At 51.5% G+C, this 18,397-nt stretch carries 13 protein-coding genes; 8 read left to right on the top strand and 5 right to left on the bottom strand.

The genetic code is table 11. The features are described 5' to 3' along the window. Positions 1-66 precede the first annotated feature (66 nt). The 4 genes from xdh to ssnA all read right to left on the bottom strand — a co-directional run bounded on the left by xdh (position 67) and on the right by ssnA (position 8,150). Positions 67-2,754 carry a selenium-dependent xanthine dehydrogenase gene (gene xdh / locus UCI88_RS00675; RefSeq protein WP_256180041.1) on the bottom strand — a complete coding sequence of 896 codons (2,688 nt, stop codon included), beginning with the start codon at positions 2,752-2,754 and terminating at the stop codon, positions 67-69. 117 nt (positions 2,755-2,871) lie between these two features. Then, entirely contained in the window at positions 2,872-4,272 is a 1,401-nt protein-coding gene (gene hydA, locus UCI88_RS00670; protein ID WP_256180042.1) for a dihydropyrimidinase, read from the bottom strand. A 16-nt stretch (positions 4,273-4,288) separates the two neighbouring features. Further along, positions 4,289-6,799, bottom strand: coding sequence for an FAD-dependent oxidoreductase (locus UCI88_RS00665; RefSeq protein ID WP_256180043.1), 2,511 nt, complete (start codon positions 6,797-6,799; stop codon positions 4,289-4,291). A gap of 13 nt (positions 6,800-6,812) precedes the next feature. After that, positions 6,813-8,150 carry a putative aminohydrolase SsnA gene (ssnA, locus tag UCI88_RS00660; RefSeq protein WP_256180044.1) on the bottom strand — a complete coding sequence of 446 codons (1,338 nt, stop codon included), beginning with the start codon at positions 8,148-8,150 and terminating at the stop codon, positions 6,813-6,815. 311 nt (positions 8,151-8,461) lie between these two features. Here ssnA and UCI88_RS00655 point away from each other — a divergent pair, with 311 nt between their 5' ends. The 6 genes from UCI88_RS00655 to UCI88_RS00630 all read left to right on the top strand — a co-directional run bounded on the left by UCI88_RS00655 (position 8,462) and on the right by UCI88_RS00630 (position 15,497). After that, entirely contained in the window at positions 8,462-9,100 is a 639-nt protein-coding gene (locus UCI88_RS00655) for a helix-turn-helix transcriptional regulator (protein ID WP_044502968.1), read from the top strand. A gap of 199 nt (positions 9,101-9,299) precedes the next feature. Further along, on the top strand, positions 9,300-10,508 hold the full coding sequence (gene dpaL / locus UCI88_RS00650) for a diaminopropionate ammonia-lyase (protein ID WP_044502969.1): 1,209 nt from the start codon (positions 9,300-9,302) through the stop codon (positions 10,506-10,508). A gap of 42 nt (positions 10,509-10,550) precedes the next feature. Then, a complete protein-coding gene (locus UCI88_RS00645) occupies positions 10,551-11,870 on the top strand; it encodes a YgeY family selenium metabolism-linked hydrolase (protein WP_256180045.1) in 1,320 nt (439 codons plus the stop codon). Between the two features lie 31 nt (positions 11,871-11,901). Beyond that, the gene (gene ygeW / locus UCI88_RS00640) at positions 11,902-13,095 is read left to right on the top strand and encodes a knotted carbamoyltransferase YgeW (protein ID WP_065360280.1); all 1,194 of its coding nucleotides are present in this window, start codon (positions 11,902-11,904) and stop codon (positions 13,093-13,095) included. A 65-nt stretch (positions 13,096-13,160) separates the two neighbouring features. Next, entirely contained in the window at positions 13,161-14,111 is a 951-nt protein-coding gene (arcC, locus tag UCI88_RS00635) for a carbamate kinase (RefSeq protein WP_044502972.1), read from the top strand. 15 nt (positions 14,112-14,126) lie between these two features. Further along, positions 14,127-15,497 carry a uracil-xanthine permease family protein gene (locus tag UCI88_RS00630; protein ID WP_256180046.1) on the top strand — a complete coding sequence of 457 codons (1,371 nt, stop codon included), beginning with the start codon at positions 14,127-14,129 and terminating at the stop codon, positions 15,495-15,497. Here the strand turns inward: UCI88_RS00630 and UCI88_RS00625 are convergent. After that, positions 15,463-16,353 (bottom strand): LysR family transcriptional regulator, encoded by an 891-nt coding sequence (locus UCI88_RS00625; RefSeq protein ID WP_044502973.1) that lies wholly within the window; start codon positions 16,351-16,353, stop codon positions 15,463-15,465. The two genes, UCI88_RS00630 and UCI88_RS00625, sit on opposite strands and share 35 nt — an antisense overlap. A 108-nt stretch (positions 16,354-16,461) precedes the next feature. Here UCI88_RS00625 and UCI88_RS00620 point away from each other — a divergent pair, with 108 nt between their 5' ends. Continuing rightward, positions 16,462-17,343, top strand: coding sequence for a DMT family transporter (locus tag UCI88_RS00620; RefSeq protein ID WP_044502974.1), 882 nt, complete (start codon positions 16,462-16,464; stop codon positions 17,341-17,343). Between the two features lie 43 nt (positions 17,344-17,386). Beyond that, entirely contained in the window at positions 17,387-17,797 is a 411-nt protein-coding gene (locus tag UCI88_RS00615) for a hypothetical protein (protein WP_256180047.1), read from the top strand. Positions 17,798-18,397: the final 600 nt, after the last annotated feature.

The raw sequence follows: 18,397 nt of genomic DNA, 5'->3' as shown, positions 1-18,397 counted from the left end.
TTTTATTGATTTCTTCCTATTTTAATTATACTGCATTTTAAGCCCATCGTCAGGACTTTTAAAGGCTTATTTCTTTCGGCTGTACGGCGTTCCTTCCAAAGGAATGGCCGTTTGGAACTTACCGTTCCACCTATAGTAAGCGCCGGCAACAGCCGGTGCTGTCGGAATCGACGTGATTTCACCGACGCCGATGGCCCCGTAAGCGACATCGACGCCTTCCTTTTCAATGGCAATGGCTTCGACATCCGGCGCCTTGTCGGCCCGCATCAATCCCAAGGTGCCGTACTTGGCCGTAGGCTTACAATGATCGAGAGGATACTGTTCACTCAGGGCGTAGCCGCAGCCCATGATCGTCCCGCCTTCAATCTGTCCTTCTAAACTCTTGCGGTTGACGACGCGGCCCACGTCGTGGGCGGCGACCATTTTCCGAATCGTCCCGTCTTCATTCAGGATGCAGACGTGGGTTGCATAACCATAGGCAACGTGTGATACGGGATTGGCCACGTCAGCCCCCATCTTATCGGTTTTACCAAGATATTCGCCGATATATTCCCGACCGTTCAGAGCCTCCAAATCGCCGCCTGTAAAGCGAACCTGCGCCGTTGTCGGCGATTCCTGCTCAACCGTAACACCTTCCAAGTAATCACTGGGCCGGCTTGTCCCTTCGTAGGTCAGGCCGTTGACACGGAACAAGTCCCGCCGCAAATCCTTCGCAGCTCGCCGTGCGGCTTCCCCGGTCAGTGTCGTCTGACGGGACCCGGACGTCGTACCGGCATCGGGGGATGTAGCCGTATTTGGCATATGCCATTTAATGGCTTCAATGGGAAGGCCGGCTGCTTCGGACACGATCTGCACCAAAACAGTACCGACGCCTTGGCCGATACAGGAAGCCGACGAATAGACATGGACCCGGCCGTCACTGACGGCAAGACGGCAGCGGCCATAGTCGGGAAGGCCGACACCGACGCCGGAGTTCTTCAAGGCGCAGGCGATGCCCACATAAGGGCCGCTCTGATAGTAAACGTCTTTTACGGCTTCCAGCGTTTCGACAAGTCCCGTCGCAGGGTCGGCAATCTGCCCGTTGGGCAGGACTTCTCCCGGACGGATGGCGTTGCGGTATCGAATTTCCCAGGGATCGATGCCGGCCATTTCAGCCAGTTTATTTAAGTTTAATTCCGTTGCAAAAATAGTTTGGGTTACGCCGAACCCTCGGAAGGCCCCGGCCGGCGGATTATTGGTGTAAACGGCTGTTCCTTCGATATCGATGGTCTGATAATTATACGGGCCGGCGGCATGGGTACAGGCTCTTTGAAGAACCGGGCCGCCGAGGGAGGCATAGGCTCCGTTATCGGTGACAGCAACGAGTTTCATCGCCGTCAGTTTCCCATTTTCATCACAGGCCGTCGTCAAATCCATACTGAACTGATGGCGCTTCGGATGGATCAGAATGCTTTCCTGACGCGTCAGCTTCACTTTACAGATTCGTTTACTGACATAGGCAACGAGGGCCGCCAAATGCTGGACCGTCACGTCTTCTTTCCCACCAAAGCCGCCGCCGACAAAACAATTTTCCACGACTACTTTTTCTTCCGGAAGGCCCAACATCAATGCCGTTTCCCGCCGCGTGTCGTAAATCCCCTGATCCGACGAGTAAATGAAGACGCCGTCATCGAAGGGCATGGCGACGGCACATTCCGGTTCTAAGAAGGCGTGTTCCGTCCAAGGCGTTTCGAAATGATGGGTTACCTTATATTTCGACGCCGCAATGACGGCATCGGCGTCACCGCGAACTAAATGTTCATGAGCCAGTATATTCGTTCCTGCCGAAGGATGGACCAAAGGCGCTCCTTCCGCCAAAGCTTCGGCAGCACAAGTCAACGGCGGCAGTTCTTCATATTCGATGTCAACGAGCTTCTTCGCTTCTGCCAGTATCTCCGGCGTTTCAGCGGCCACCATAACGATGGCGTCGCCTAAATAATGAGTCGTCGTCCCGACGGGAATGAGCGTGTCCCAATCGACCTTTAAATGGCCGACCTTGACCGAACCGGGAATGTCCTCGGCCGTCAGCACACAGACGACACCGGGCAGGGCCTTGGCCTTTTCCGTATGGATGGCCTTTACAATCGCTCTCGGATAGGCACTGCGAATGGCGCTGCCGTAACACATGCCAGGTAAATCGACGTCATCTAAGTCATCGGTATACTTCCCCGTCCCCAGCACCTTGGTCCTGACGTTGATTCTCTGGCAATGATCGCCGACGCCGCGATACCCGCCGACGACGGGAATGGGCGTATCGTTCCGCAGGATCTCCGCTGCCAGGGCAATGCCATCGATGATTTTCTTATAGCCCGTGCAGCGGCAAATATTGTTTCGTATCGCCGCCGTAATCTCCAGCCTGGTCGGCGTCGGGTTGACGTCGATGAGGGCCTTGCCGCACATGACCATGCCGGGAATGCAAAAACCGCATTGGACGGCACCGACTTCACCAAAGGCATAGACGAAGACGTCTTTTTCTCGCGGTGACAGTCCTTCGACGGTCACGATGTGCTTACCCTCAAGGCGACCGGCTTTCTGCACACAGGCCTTGGTCGCCTTGCCGTCAATGATGACCGTGCAGGTCCCGCAGGCGCCTTCACTGCAGCCGTCCTTGACGGATTTCAGCCGCAGGTCACGGCGCAGAATATCGATTAATTTACGCTCCGGATCGACGGCCACTTCCTGGCCATTAATCCATAATTTACAAATCCTATCCATAACAGTTCCTCTTTCCGCCCATCCCGGACTTTCAGTGATACGTCTGTCATGGCTGCCATTTCGCCTGAAATGCCTCAAGCGAGGGAAAATACCAGACAGGAAATGATACTTATAACTCTATAATCTAATGATGCTCTCATAGGGCACGACGCGCTTTCGGGGAAGCAGCCGTCCATATCCGCTCTGCCCTAAGAATACGTTGTCTTGGGCAATGATCTGTCCCCGCAGGAATACTTTTGAAATAGTGCAGTCTGTCGTCATCCCCTCATACGGGGAGTAGCCGCAGGTCGTATGGAGATTGTCCTTGCGGATCGTCCGCTTCCGGGACGGATCGATGAGGACGATGTCGGCATCACTTCCCGGCAAGAGCGTTCCTTTCTTCGGGTAGAGACCAAAAATTTTGGCCGCATTAGTACTGGTCACGCGAACGAATTGACCGAGCGAAAGACGACCTTTGACGACGCCTTCACTAAATAGCAGGGGCATCCGTTCTTCTACACCGGATACACCGCCGGGGCAGCTGCGAAAATCAGCGGCATGGGCCTGTTTTTCTTCTACCGTAAAAGGGCAGTGATCCGTCGCAACGACCTGAACCGTCCCGTCCCGCAGGGCCTGCCACAAGGCATCGTTATCGACCTTTTTCCGTAACGGCGGAGCCATCATGTATTTAATGCCTTCCAAAGGCCCGCCCTCTGTAAATTTATCTTCTGTCAACAGTAAGTACTGCGGGCACGTTTCAGCATATACATTCCGCTGCCCTTCTTGCCGGCTAAGGCAAATGCGGTCCACACTTTCATGAGCCGACGTGTGAACGATGTAAACGGGGGCATCGCCACAATCCCGGGCCGCGGATAAGACCCCACTGACTGCCGATGCTTCGGCCTCATTAGGGCGCGTCCGAGCTTGACCGATGGGGCTAAGTTCATCTGGAGACAAGGCCTGTCGCAGGTAATTTGTCATGCCATCGCTTTCGGCATGGACCGTGAGCAGTCCTCCATGGGATTTCATCACCGGCAAAATTCTCATTAAATCAGCGTCTCCCATGGGGTAACCGTACGTCGTATAGGCCTTAAAACTCGGAAAGCCTTCTTCAATCAGTTCGGACAACTCACGTAAGACCGCCTCATCGACATGTTGGAATACACCATGGAAACTATAGTCGACGGGACACGATTCCGCCAGCAATTTATACTGCTCAAAAGGATATCTCAGCGAACAGCCTTCAGGGCCAAAGGCCATGTGGTCGATGATAGTCGTCGTCCCGCCGCAGGCTGCAGCCACACCACCGCTGTAAAAGTCGTCACAGGCTCTATACTGAGGCGACTGCTGCAAATCCATGTGGGTGTGCGGATCGATACCGCCGGGGCAGACATACATCCCATCAGCATCGATGACTTCTTCACTGCCACGATGAAGGCCTCCGCCGATAGACCAGATTTTCCCATCGCGAAGGGTGATATCCGCTTGAAAGTGTTCTTCGCCAAAGCAAACCGTTCCACCTTTGATGACATAATCCATGATGTTTCCTTCTTCCTTACTTCAGTAATAGATAATCGTAATCTTTAACGACAGCCTTCATGAACCCGCGAAGTTCTTCGGGGATGGTGTCTTCGTCCGAACGGAGCGTCGTCGTCAAAATCCGCCCATCGAGCCGGACCTTACAGAATCCGCTTTTTTTATCGATGACGGCAAAACCTTGGTTTTCACTGTTCATGAAATCGTCTTCATTGGCAAACAAGGTGAATTTATCCATGTACGGCGCCCCGCCCCAGGGACAGAAGGTCCGGCAGTTTCCGCATTCGTTGCACATAGCATCGACGTGGAGAATCTGCCGCTGCAAATGGCCCGGAACTTCAATGGCGACGTTGGCTCGATTGGGACAGACTTCGGTACAGACCTCACAGATGCTGTCACAGTGGAGACAACGTCCATCACAGCCGGCAGCCGGCGGCGGCGCTAAAAATCCTCGTGCATCGTAAATGGCGTTTACATCCGGCAGCAGCAGCGTATCGACGCTGGTAAGTCGTCCTAAAATCTGTTCAGCGGCCTGCTTTCCGTCGGCAATGCATTCTACGACAGACGTCGTCTTTCCGTAATGGCCATCACCGATGACGGTCAATCCGTCGATGTCACCGGCAGCCGATGTGCCGATTTTCCCCTTCACACCGCAAGCGGCTAAGACGTAATCAAAAGAGTCCAATTCATCGAGGGAGGAAATGACATTGTCGGAGACGATACGCACCCCGAGTTTTTGAATCAATGCCACGTCTTTATCGATGGCTTCCGCTGAAATCTGGTTTTTCTTTTCACAGAGGAAGGTCCGTACCATGCCGCCCGGTGCCGGATTGTTATCGAATACAGTGACCGTTATGCCTCCGCGGGCTAAGAAGTAAGCTGCAGACAGACCTGCCGGACCACCGCCGATGACGGCTGCCGTTTTACCGATCGGCACCGGAGCCGAAAGAGATTCCATGACGCCGTCAAAACCTTTTTCAGCAGCTATCAGCTTATTGCGCCGAATTTCGACAGCCTCTTCATAGAAGTTTCGCGTACAGCTGTTCATACACGTATGGTAACAGACCGTCCCGGTAATAAAAGGCAGGGGATTCTTTTCCATGATAATCTGAAGGGCTTCCACATATTTTCCCTCAGCTACTAAATCCATGTAAGCCGTAATATCCTGATGGATGGGACAGGTTTCGATACAGGGGGCCATGAAACAGTCCATCAACGGCAATTCTCGTCCGTTCTTTCGATGTTGGAATTTCGGATCCAAGCGGGCATAGTGGCTGTCGCCGGACGCCGCCTTCAATAAAGCATCGAGTTTACCGACGTTTACACCGTTAAATACCTGCCCCGACGTTTCCTCAAAGACTTGGGCTAACTGCACTAAGCGTTCATAGCCGCCGGGCTTCAACAGAGTCGTCGCTACCGTCACCGGCCAGATACCGGCCCCTACGATATCGCCGATATTGTGGACATCGGCGCCGCCGCTATAGGAAATTTGCAGATTTCCATCGAAGGCTTCACTCAGTTTCTTGGCTACATTCATGGCCAGGAAGAACAAGGGCTTGCCGGACATATACATTTCCGTTCCCGGAAGTTCATGCCGCGTAATGGAAACCGGAAAGGTATTGGTCAATTTTACGCCAAAAGTCCGTCCTTCAGCTGCGCCGACACCTTGAAGCCGCTTCAAAAGGGCAAGGGCATCGTCATACTGTAAATCGGCCTTAAAGTGGCTGTCATCGAAAACCATGTGATCATAACCTAAGGTATCCATGCAGTTTCGCACAAAGTCATACCCGAGGAGGGTCGGATTACATTTCACAAAGGTATGGACCTTCTTTTCCTTCAATAAGTAGCCGGCAATTCGTTCAATTTCATCTGGCGGACAACCGTGCATCGTCGATACGGTAATCGAATTGCAAATATCAGCGGGGATGGCTTCGACGTCTTCTCGACTCAGTTTCCGGAATCGATCTAAATGATGAAGCAGCCACGATTTACATTCATTGAAGATGGCCGTGTGAGACGCATCCTTCAGGTTTTCTATGAAGGAGTCAATTTTCGGCGTCTGTATGCCGGCTAAATCATAGCCGACGGACATATTGAACTGCATCCCGTCAAATCTTCCAAGTCCGTATTCAACGGCCATGACATGGACTAAGAACCAAGCTTTTACATACTCTTCAAAGGCCTTAGGAACGGTCAATTCCGTCGACCATTCGACGTTATAGCACTCATCATCGGCCTTGATACAGGGTTTAGGAACGGGCAAATCTTCGCCGTCGAGCTGCTGTACCGTCTTTAATTCAAAGAATCTGGCCCCGGCAGCATAAGCGGCAGCAATGTTCTGCGCCAACTGTGTATGAGGCCCGGCAGCCGGCCCGAAGGGCAGTTCCACGGGTCTGTCAAAAATTTCATAGGGACGCTGAGTCCCTGCTTTATATTGATGGTGAACGCCAAAAATCGTACCGCTCGGCGCTTCCCGTAATATCCAATTCATTAAATTCCCGAAGGGAATCGATGTCATACGATCACTCACGATATATTCCTCCTTACAAATAGCCATTAATGCGCCCGGCCAAAACGGCGGCACCTTCACGAATCTTAGCCATTAATGCCGGTTCGTCGACAGCGGTCAGTTCCCGATCTTTCATGAGAACTTTGCCGTTGGCAATGGTCGTAACCACATTGCGCCCGGTCATGCCAAACAAGATATGGCCGTTGATGTTTTCTTCATTCATCGGCGTCGGTGCCGTATAATCAAGAACGATGACGTCAGCTGCAGCCCCTTCCTTCAAGACGCCTAAAGGGGCCTTAAAGTAGCGGTTAGCTATGACAGCATTATTTTCAAACAACATCTTCGGGACTTCCGCCCAGGCAGCCGTCGCATCACAGAGATGATGTTTATGCAGGATATTGGCCACCTTATAGGACTCGATCATATCATGGGTGTAACCGTCCGTTCCCAAGCCGGTCAGGATTCCGCGATGAACCATCTCCATCGTCGGCGGGCAGCCGCAGGCATTGCCCATATTCGACTCAGGATTGTGAACGACCATCGTATCCGTTTCTTTGATGAGATCCATCTCGTGGCTATTGACGTAGATACAGTGACCGAGAAGAGTCTTCGGTCCAAGGATATTCCAATCATAGAGACGGTCGACGATGCGCTTGCCATGTTTCTGTAAGCAGTCATGCAGATCTTCAATTCCTTCAGCGACGTGGATGTGATAACCTACCTCGTCCGGTTTGTGTTCTGCCGCCAAGGCTAAGGTCTCATCGCTGAGCGTAAACTGCGCGTGCATACCCATCATACCGGCCAGCATATCCGTCGTATCTTGCTGAGTGTGACGGATCCAGTCTTCATTTTCCAAGACCGCCTGCCGCGCCTTATCGAGACCGTCCCGGTCAGACACTTCATAGCACAGACAGGAACGAACGCCCATTTCTTGTGCAGCCTGTCCGATGGCAAACAGGCTGTCCTTGATTTCGCCGAAGCTGGCATGGTGGTCAAAAATCGTCGTCACGCCGTTCTTAATGCATTCCACGTACGTCGCCATAGCACTCAAGTACGTCAGGTCATTCGTCAAATGGCGGTCAATATTCCACCAAAGCCCGTCCAGGATATCTAAAAAGCCTTGCGGCGCATAACCCTCAATTTGAAGGCCTCGGGCCATAGCGCTGTAGATATGTTCATGCGTATTAATAAAGGCCGGCAGGATGACTCCGTCTTTGGCGTCGATAAACGAGGCTTCCGGAAAATGCTTGCGCAGATCTTCGGTCCGGCCTACACCACAAATTTTTGTCCCGTCTATGGCAACGGCACCATCAGGAACATATGGATTGTGCATATCTCGCGTCACGACATGTCCATTTCCTACGATAATCATATAAACCCCTCCTTCGTCGTATAAAACACTGACGACGCTGTTATCAATTGTGTTTTTATCATATCGTCATTGTCGTTTATGAATCTACCTTAATACTACCGTCTTGTGATGTATCTGTCAAACTTTTTTGAGCCTAAAAAATTTTGTTGTTAATTTTATTATAGCCTGCCGTTAAGGATGATTTTTTGACATATATATTTTTTCCAATAATCGTTACTTTCTCCTAAAAATATGGTATAGTAACATTACCTAAAAAATATTTAGCAGAACAGCTAATAATCTGTTTTCTGTCATAGAGAGAGGTGTCTTTTATGTTAGACGATGCCGTCCTTAACTTTTTACGCCATTTAGCCAAAGGGCTGGCCGACCAGTTCGGACCAAACTGTGAAGTCGTCATCCACGACCTGAGTGACAATTACAAAGAAAATTCCATTGTAGCCATTGAAAACGGCCATGTTTCAAACCGAAAAGTCGGTGACGGGCCGTCTCTTGCCGTTCTAGACGCCCTGCGAAACGACCCGCAAAACGTCGAAGATCACGCCAGCTACCTTACCAAGACCAAAGACGGCCGCATCTTAAAATCGACGACCATCTACATTCGCAATGACGAGCAAAAAATCATCGGCGTCTTCTCGATCAACTACGATATTACCGAGCTGATTATGATTGAAAACGCCATAAAACCCTTGGTATCGGTCGACTCCAAAGAAAAGGCCAGCCCCATTCCGCAGAATGTCACCGACCTCCTCAACGATCTCATCGAAGAGTCGACGCGTCAGGTCGGCAAACCCGTTCCCCTCATGACCCGCGAAGACAAAATAAAGGCCATTAAGTTCTTAAATGACCGCGGCGCCTTACTCATCACCAAGGCCGGCGATAAGATTTCCAAACACTTCGGTATTTCAAAATACACCTTATATAGTTATATAGACAGCAGCAGCGAATCGTAAAAGAGGCCGTAAGGTCTCTTTTTTATTATGCCTAAAACCGATAGCCTTCTTTCTTCTCTTGCAAAAAAAGTGTAGCAACCAAATAGATTTTTAGGCTTGTCCTATTGCAAATCCGCATACTCATGTTATACTTTAGGTATACAAAAACTTTTAGATTGTCTAAAATATTTTTTTCAGTTTATTTTAGGAGGTACGGATTATGAAAAAGGATATGAAATGGGCCATGAATCATTTGCCCAAATCAGATGATAAAAATCTCCCCATCATGAGCCTCAGTGAAATCGAAAAGGCCCGAGCTTTCCATCAGAGCTTCCCTCAGTACAGCGAAACACCGCTTACGCGCCTCGATCAGATGGCTCACTACTTAGGCTTGGGTTCGATTTTTGTCAAAGACGAATCGTATCGTTTCGGCCTCAACGCCTTTAAAGTCCTAGGCGGCTCCTACTCCATGGCCAAGTACATCGCCAAAGAAACGAATCGCCGGATTGAAGACATGCCTTACCAGGTGCTGACGTCTGATGAGCTTCGAAAGGATTTCGGACAGGCGACCTTCTTTACGGCAACCGACGGCAATCACGGCCGCGGCGTCGCCTGGGCGGCACAAAAGCTGGGACAAAAAGCGGTCGTTCACATGCCCAAGGGTACGACCCAAACCCGTTTGGAAAACATCAAAAAGCTGGGTGCTGACGTCGATATCTTAGAACTCAACTACGACGACTGTGTCCGTCAAGCCGCCAAGGAAGCCGCGGAAACGCCGCACGGCGTCATGGTTCAGGATACAGCCTGGGACGGCTACGAAGAAATCCCGTCGTGGATCATGCAGGGCTATGGGACAATGGCCATGGAAGCGGGCGAACAGTTGAAGAAAGCCGGCGTTGAAAGACCGACGCATATCTTCGTTCAAGCCGGGGTCGGCTCTCTGGCCGGCGCCATCGTCGGATATTTTGCCAATCTCTATAAAGACAATCCGCCGAAATTCATCGTCGTAGAAGCCTCGGCCGCAGACTGCCTGTATAAAGGTGCGGCAGCCGGTGACGGCAAGCCCCGCATCGTCGGCGGCGACCTCAACACCATCATGGCCGGCCTTGCCTGCGGAGAACCGAATACCATTTCCTGGGACATCCTCAAGAACCACGTCACGACATTTATTTCTGCCGATGATCCGGTCACGGTCCGCGGCATGCGCCTGCTGGCAGCCCCCTTAAAAGGAGACGCTCCTATCATTTCCGGCGAATCCGGTGCCGTCCCCTTTGGTGCCTTGGCCACCATCATGCTGTCTGATGAATGTAAAGAACTGCGCAGTCAATTAGGCCTCGATGAAAATTCCCAAGTGCTCGCTTTTTCAACAGAAGGCGATACCGATCCGGAACGCTATAAAAACATCGTTTGGCGAGGCTTAGACAAATAAAATACCTCACAAGAGAATCATTATATAAAAGGAGAGAATACCATGACTGTAAATTACGCTAAGATTAAAGAAGCAGCTCAAAATTACGAAAAGGATATGACCCGTTTCCTGCGGGACATCGTAAAATACCCCGGTGAAAGCTGTGACGAAAAAGCCCATATCGACCGCATTGCCGAAGAAATGAAAAAACTTGAATTCGACAAGGTTGAAATCGATCCCATGGGCAACGTCCTCGGCTATATGGGAACGGGCAAGACCCTTATCGGCTTCGACGCCCACATCGATACCGTCGGCATCGGCAATAAGGGCAACTGGAACTTCGATCCCTATGAAGGCTTTGAATCGGACACGGAAATCGGCGGCCGCGGCACATCGGACCAACTCGGCGGCATCGTATCGGCCGTTTACGGGGCCCGCATCATGAAAGACTTAGGCTTACTGTCCGATGCCTATACGGTTCTCGTTACCGGTACCGTTCAGGAAGAAGACTGCGACGGCCTCTGCTGGCAGTACATCATCAACGAAGACAAGGTTCGCCCGGACTTCGTCGTCTCGACGGAACCGACCGATGGCGGCATCTACCGCGGTCAGCGCGGACGCATGGAAATCCGCGTCGACGTCCAAGGCGTTTCCTGCCACGGTTCTGCACCGGAACGCGGTGACAACGCCATTTACAAGATGGCTGACATCATCCAGGATATCCGTGCCCTCAATGAAAATGACGCCGCTGACACGACGGAAATCAAGGGACTCGTAAAAATGCTCGACAAGAAATATAACCCGGAATGGGAAGAAGCCAACTTCCTCGGCCGCGGCACCGTTACCTGCTCACAGATTTTCTACACCTCCCCCAGCCGCTGTGCCGTTGCCGACTCCTGCTCCATTTCCCTCGACCGCCGCATGACAGCCGGCGAAACGTGGGAAAGTTGTCTCGACGAAATCCGCGCCTTGCCGAGTGTTAAAAAGTACGGCAAAGACGTCAAAGTCAGCTTATACGACTACGCCCGCCCGAGCTATACCGGCCTGACATACCCCATTGAATGCTACTTCCCGACCTGGGTCATCCCCAAGGATCACAAAGTTACGACAGCCTTAGAAGAAGCCTATACGGGCCTCTTCGGAAATAGCCGCATCGGTTCGGCTGAAACGGAAAAAATGCGAAAAGCCCTGCCCCTTACGGATAAATGGACCTTCTCGACGAACGGTGTTTCCATCATGGGCCGTAACGGCATCCCCGTCATCGGTTTCGGTCCCGGCGCGGAAGCCCAGGCCCATGCTCCGAATGAAAAGACTTGGAAACAGGATTTAGTGACCTGCGCCGCCGTTTACGCTGCCTTACCATCCGTTTACACCAGCAAATAAGTTTAATTCACCTAAAAGGAGAGACACTCTGATGAAAACATTACAGGATTATATCGATAAATTAAAGGCCCTCAACTTCAAAGAAATGTATGAAAACGATTTTTTCCTCACCTGGGATAAGACCGACGACGAATTGGAAGCCATCTGGGTTTTAGCCGACGCGCTTCGTTTCATGCGGGAACATAACATTTCTACCAAACTCTTTGAAAGCGGTCTCGGCATTTCCATCTTCCGTGACAACTCGACGCGTACCCGCTTTTCCTTTGCCTCGGCCTGCAATCTCTTAGGACTCCAGGTTCAGGACCTCGATGAAAAGAAGAGCCAGATTGCCCACGGCGAAACAGTCCGCGAAACGGCTAACATGATTTCCTTCATGGCCGACGTCATTGGTATCCGCGACGACATGTATATCGGCAAAGGCCATGCTTACCAAAAAGAAGTCGTCGACGCTGTTACCCAGGGCTATAAAGACGGTATTCTCGAACAGAAACCGACCTTAGTCAACCTCCAATGCGACATCGACCATCCGACCCAATGTATGGCCGACGCAGCTCATATCATCCACGAAATGGGCGGCCTGGAAAACCTGAAAGGCAAAAAAATCGCCATGACCTGGGCCTACTCTCCGTCATACGGCAAACCCTTGTCCGTTCCTCAAGGTGTCATCGGCCTCATGACCCGTCTCGGCATGGACGTCGTCTTAGCCCATCCGGAAGGTTACGAAGTCATGCCCGACGTCGTCGACGTCGCCAAAAAGAATGCTCAGCAGTCTGGAGGATCCTTCCGCATCACCAACGACATGGCCGATGCCTTCAAAGACGCTGACGTCGTCTATCCCAAGAGCTGGGCTCCCTTTGCCGCCATGGAAAAGAGAACCAATCTCTACGCCGCCGGTGACCAGGCCGGTATCGATGCCTTAGAACAAGAGCTGCTGGCGCAAAATGCCCAGCATAAAGACTGGTGCTGTACGGAAGACATGATGAAGACGACAAAAGACGGCAAAGCCATGTACCTTCACTGCCTGCCGGCCGATATCAACGGCGTCAGCTGTGAAGACGGCGAAGTCGAAGCCTCCGTATTCGATCGTTACCGCGATTCCCTCTACAAAGAGGCCAGCTATAAACCCTATGTCATCGCCGCCATGATTATGCTGGCGAAATGTGAAGACCCGGCAGCTACCTTAAAAGCATTAGAAGAAAAAGGTACTGTCCGTAAACTGAAATAAACCTGCAGCCGTGAAAGGGGCCGGTCCTCTGGGCCGGCCCCTCTTTTCATAAAAGGAGCATTATTATGACTCAAAAAAAGAAGCGCATCGTCATCGCCCTCGGAGGAAACGCCTTGGGCAACACTCTCCCCGAACAGATGATGGCCGTCAAAACGACGGCAAAAGCTATTGTCGATCTCATCCAAGAAGGTTGTGAAGTCATCGTTTCTCATGGAAACGGCCCGCAAGTAGGCATGATTAATCACGCCATGGCCGCTTTGAGCCGGGAAGATGCCAATCAGCCCAATACGCCCTTATCGGTCTGTGTCGCCATGAGCCAGGCCTACATCGGCTATGATTTGCAGAACGCATTACGTGAAGAAATGCACAATCGTGACATCTTCGATATCCCTGTCGCCACCATGGTTACCCAGGTCCGTGTCGATCCGGAAGACCCGGCCTTTAAGAGCCCGACAAAACCCATCGGCCATTTTATGACCAAGGAACAAGCCGAACACGCCGCCAAAGAATACGGCTACATCGTCAAAGAAGACGCCGGCCGCGGTTGGCGCCGTGTCGTCGCTTCCCCCCTTCCCCGTGAAATCATCGAAATCGGTGCCATTAAAACCCTCGTCGATTCAGGACAGCTGGTCATCGCCTGTGGCGGCGGCGGCATCCCCGTCATCCATCAGGGCAATCACTTGAGAGGCGCCAGCGCCGTCATCGACAAGGACTTTGTAAGTGAACTCTTGGCCGAAGACCTCCACGCCGACTACTTGATTATCCTGACAGCCGTCGAAAACGTCGCCATCCGCTTCGGGACACCGGAAGAACAGGCCTTGCACGATATCACGCCGGAAGAAGCCCGGACCTATATGGAACAAGGCCACTTCGCTCCCGGTTCGATGCTGCCCAAAGTCCAGGCAGCCGTCAAATTTGCCGAGTCCCGTCCGGGACGCACGGCCCTCATTACGTTACTGCAAAAGGCAAAAGAAGGCATCCTTGGAAAAACAGGTACCCGCATTCACCAGCCTTAAAGGAGGTGCACCATTGTGGAAAAGCTACCGATTTCAAACACCCGCAGCGCCTCACTCTTTGCCATGGACGGCATTCCCCATTTCTTTGAAGCCCTGCCCTTAGCCTTACAGCACGTCGTGGCCATGATTGTCGGCTGCGTCACACCGGCCATCATCGTCGCCGGTGCAGCCGGACTCTCCCAGCCTGACCGAGTCGTACTCATTCAGGCCTCCCTTATCGCAGCTACCATCGGCACGATTCTTCAGCTCTATCCCCTGGGGAAACGCACGGGACTTCACTTCGGCGCCGGCCTTCCGGTCATCTTCGGCGTCAGCTTTGCCTACGTTCCGACCATGCAGTCTCTCGCCGGTGAATACGGAATCGCCGCCATCTTAGGTGCTGAAATTTTCGGCGGAATCTGCGCCATCCTGGTAGGGCTCAGCATCCATCGCATCCGGAAATTCTTTCCGCCCCTCGTTGCCGGGACCGTCGTCTTTACTATCGGTCTCTCCCTCTATCCCATTGCCATAAACTATATGGCCGGCGGCGTCGGAACCCCGACCTACGGCAGCTGGCAGAACTGGGTCGTCGCCTTATTTACCCTAGTTGTTGTGATATTTTTCACTCATTTTGCCAGCGGTCTCCTGCGCCTGGCCTCCATCCTGGTCGGCATCGTAGCCGGATATCTACTGGCCTTGGCCATGGGCATGGTACAATTTGACAATGTCATGAACGCCGGGTATTTTGAAATGCCGCGGATACTGCACTTCGGATTAGAATTCGATCCTGCCGCCTGTATCGCCATTTCGATCCTATTCGTCATCAATTCCATCCAGGCCATCGGCGATTTTTCGGCCACTACATCAGGCGCCATGAACCGCCAACCCACGTCAGACGAACTCCACGGAGCCATCTTAGGCTTAGGCGCTACCAGCATCTTGGGATCCGTCCTGGGCTTTTTACCGACAGCCTCATTCAGCCAGAATGTCGGCATCGTCACGACGACAAAAGTCATCAACCGGGCCACCTTGGCGCTGGCAGCCATCATCATCCTCATCGCCGGCATCGTTCCCAAGTTTTCCGGCCTCTTGACGACGATTCCCTATGCCGTTCTCGGCGGAGCCACCATCCCGGTCTTTGCCTCCATTGCCATGACCGGCATCAAACTGGCCCTGTCTGACGGTGCTACACCGCGCAACATGGCTATCGTCGGACTGGCCGTCGCCATGGGCATGGGTCTTTCGGCAGCCCCGGAATCACTCTATCTCTTCCCGGCCTGGGTCACGACGATATTCGGCAAAGCCCCCGTCGTTTTGGCCTCTATGATTGCCATCAGCCTCAACCTCATCTTACCCAAAAGACACGGTTCTCCTAGTGAGTCGTCATCGGCAGCCGCATCTGACTGATGCCGTCCTTGACGTATTTTATGAATTTTTTGACAGCGGGAGCCGCCATATCCCGACTGGGAATGGCAATGCCGATGGTAATCGTATGGACCGGATCCATCGGTAAAATAGCCACCTTCCCCTGCCATTGAGCCGTCATAAGGCGATTATTCATGCTGACCCCCAAACCGGCTTCTACCATGCGGTACGTCGTGTAATTATCAATCGCCGTATAACGAACCTTGCAGGAAATATTCTCAGCTTTCAAGAGCAAGGCCGAATCCGTATCCTGTTGGGGCAGCGATTCAATAAAGGATTCATTCGCTAACTCCTTCAAGGGATAGGCTTTAGCCTTGGCCAAGGGATGATTTTCCGGCAGCCACATAACCATTTCATCTTCACACAAAGGAATCCAATCTCCCGAAAAAGGGCGCTTCGTCGTAATGCAACAGTCGAAGCGCCCTTCTTCGAGCCCTTCATACATCGACTTATTGGCACATTCTTCAATATGGACGTGAACGGAAGGATAGGTCTGTTGAAAGGCCTGAATGATTTGGGGGAGCCAGTTCGCAGCGACGCTGAAATAAGAACCGATATAAATGTCACCCGCCGTCAGACCGCGAAGCTGGGCACTGTATTGAAGTATCGTCTCTTCATCGCGAATGAGTTGCCGCAAGAACGGCAAGACAGCCGTCCCTTCACGTGTCAGATAGACGCCTTGGGCCGTTCTCCCTAAAAGAGGAAAGCCAATTTCCTTTTCAAGGGACGTAACGGCACGCATGACCCCGGACGGAGTATAACCCAGCCGTTCCGCTGCCGCAGAAAAACTACCGGCTCGAACGACTTGCAAGAGAAGTCTGCATTTTTCCGTATTCATAAAAATCACCTTTGCTTTTTTATCAATTCCTCATATATTATTTTGCTATTCTCTCCATGCTGATTATAGCGTATCATAAAAGTAAGAAAAAAGTAAGGAGGTTTTTGTATGAAACAGGGAACTGCTGAATTATTACTCCTCACAGTTATCGTCTCACGAAGCATTTCTTATCTATTATCAAAAATCGGCCTCCATGGGGTACCTCCCTTAGAATTACTGGCTATCCGCTTTTTCCTGACTACCATCATTTTACTGATTATTTTTCATAAGCGGCTGCCAAATATCACACCGGCCCTTTTCAAGGCCGCCGGCTTGTTAGGAACGCTGCTCTTCGCTTGTATGGCCTGTGAACTGATCAGCTTAACGACAATTCCGTCTTCAACGGTTGCATTCTTGGAAAATACGTCTGTCGTCTGGGTCCTCCTGCTCATGGCCATCCTCAATCGCCAGTGGCCGGGAAAACAAGTATTGTTGGCAACGACACTGCTCTTTATCGGCATCGCCTGTCTCACGCTCCAAGGGGCGGCCCTCAGTCTGGAACCAGGTGAAATCATCTGCCTGACCGGGGCTCTCTTCTATACCGTATGGATCTGCCTGACAGCCCGCCTGGCTCGAGAGCATGATCCTTTATTGCTGGGAATCCTACAGATGGGATTTCTCGCCGTTTACAGTACCACTGCCAGCCTGCTGTTTGAAGTGACCGTCATCCCCACCGATACGACAACGTGGTTGGCAATCATCACCTTAGTCCTCATCTGCTCCGTCTTCGGATTTACCTTCCAGCCCGTAGCTCAAAAATATACCAGTGCTGAAAAAGCCGGCTTATTTACGGCCTTGAATCCCTTAATCGCATCCGTTCTCGGTGCATTTTTCCTCAATGAAATGTTTACAACGACTCAATTAATCGGAGCCATCTTCATCATCACAGGAATCATCCTGGTTCAATTACCGAATAAAATTCTCTGTAAACTACATTCCTATCCAAACTAATACCCTTAAGTAAAAATCAACGAATTATGAAGGAGCTATACCCATGAAAAAATATATTGTCCTCTTAATGCTGGCGTTAGCCCTTCCCGTTTTGACGACGCCCCCTGCCTTTGCTGACCCGGAGACTGCCATACAGGAATCTTCCGTGTTTTCTGATTTATACGGCCTGCGCCGCACTCAGGAAATGACGGTAATCAGTCCCGATGACGCTGTCAGCCATTCCTTTTACGGCCTAAAAATCGGCGATAAAAAAAGTGACGTCATAAAGACGCTTCGTCCGGCCTTTACCCTTATGTACGAATTAAAAGCCATTGGGCCTGCTTATTTATTGAGTGATGTCGTCTATCCCGACTACTATCTGACCGTATCCTTTGATGACAAGGACCGGGTGTCCATGATCGTCTATCAGGAAAATAAGAAGTACCACATTATGACTGATAGTTTAAATTCCTAGGCGCTACTCCGTTTGATAGCCATCTCGTCAGATCATTAAATTTGTCTCCCATTTTTTATCTCCTTTTATTCGCTCTGCTAAGTAATTACAGCAGGGCATATATATGGAAGAAGCACTGGCATTCGTCAGTGCTTCTTTTTCGTTAGTTAGGGGGAATTTGTATGCATTGGTCGCGGCAATCTAAAAAAGGACTTTATAAGCAAAGAGTGCTTCTCTCTAGTTATCTGGCAGTGTCCTGTCCGGTGAAGATGATAGTCCTCTGGGATAAAGACTAATGGAGCTGATAGAGACAGTCGGGTCGTCTTTCGACACCCGTCGTTTAAGGCTCGTTATGGCTGAAAGCGTCTGGCTACTGGCCTTCCGGTGTCCCGCCTGGGAAAACCCGATAGGTCTGGTTACGACAGTCTAGTCGCCTCCGGCATCCGTCTGATAATGCTCGATAGGTCTGAGGGCTTCTGACTAGTAGCCTTCCGGCTTCCTGTCAGGGAAAAATCCTAATTGAACTGAAAGCGGCAGTCCTGTCGCCCTTGGCATCCGTCTTAAGAACTGCCTCATAGGCAAGATTTCATCAGCCTTGTCGCCTTCGGCATCCATTCTGAG

The sequence above is a fragment of the Megasphaera massiliensis genome, from assembly GCF_036305205.1.
In the GTDB taxonomy this organism is placed as follows: domain Bacteria; phylum Bacillota; class Negativicutes; order Veillonellales; family Megasphaeraceae; genus Megasphaera; species Megasphaera massiliensis.
The sequence above is the reverse complement of the archived record's forward strand: the minus strand, read 5'-3'. Positions and strand labels throughout refer to the sequence as shown.

Coding starts and splice junctions, on each gene's coding strand:
- xdh (WP_256180041.1), bottom strand. CDS start 2,754: ATGGATAGGATTTGTAAATTATGGATTAATGGCCAGGAAGTGGCCGTC.
- hydA (WP_256180042.1), bottom strand. CDS start 4,272: ATGGATTATGTCATCAAAGGTGGAACGGTTTGCTTTGGCGAAGAACAC.
- ssnA (WP_256180044.1), bottom strand. CDS start 8,150: ATGATTATCGTAGGAAATGGACATGTCGTGACGCGAGATATGCACAAT.
- UCI88_RS00655 (WP_044502968.1), top strand. CDS start 8,462: ATGTTAGACGATGCCGTCCTTAACTTTTTACGCCATTTAGCCAAAGGG.
- dpaL (WP_044502969.1), top strand. CDS start 9,300: ATGAAAAAGGATATGAAATGGGCCATGAATCATTTGCCCAAATCAGAT.
- UCI88_RS00645 (WP_256180045.1), top strand. CDS start 10,551: ATGACTGTAAATTACGCTAAGATTAAAGAAGCAGCTCAAAATTACGAA.
- ygeW (WP_065360280.1), top strand. CDS start 11,902: ATGAAAACATTACAGGATTATATCGATAAATTAAAGGCCCTCAACTTC.
- arcC (WP_044502972.1), top strand. CDS start 13,161: ATGACTCAAAAAAAGAAGCGCATCGTCATCGCCCTCGGAGGAAACGCC.
- UCI88_RS00625 (WP_044502973.1), bottom strand. CDS start 16,353: ATGAATACGGAAAAATGCAGACTTCTCTTGCAAGTCGTTCGAGCCGGT.
- UCI88_RS00620 (WP_044502974.1), top strand. CDS start 16,462: ATGAAACAGGGAACTGCTGAATTATTACTCCTCACAGTTATCGTCTCA.
- UCI88_RS00615 (WP_256180047.1), top strand. CDS start 17,387: ATGAAAAAATATATTGTCCTCTTAATGCTGGCGTTAGCCCTTCCCGTT.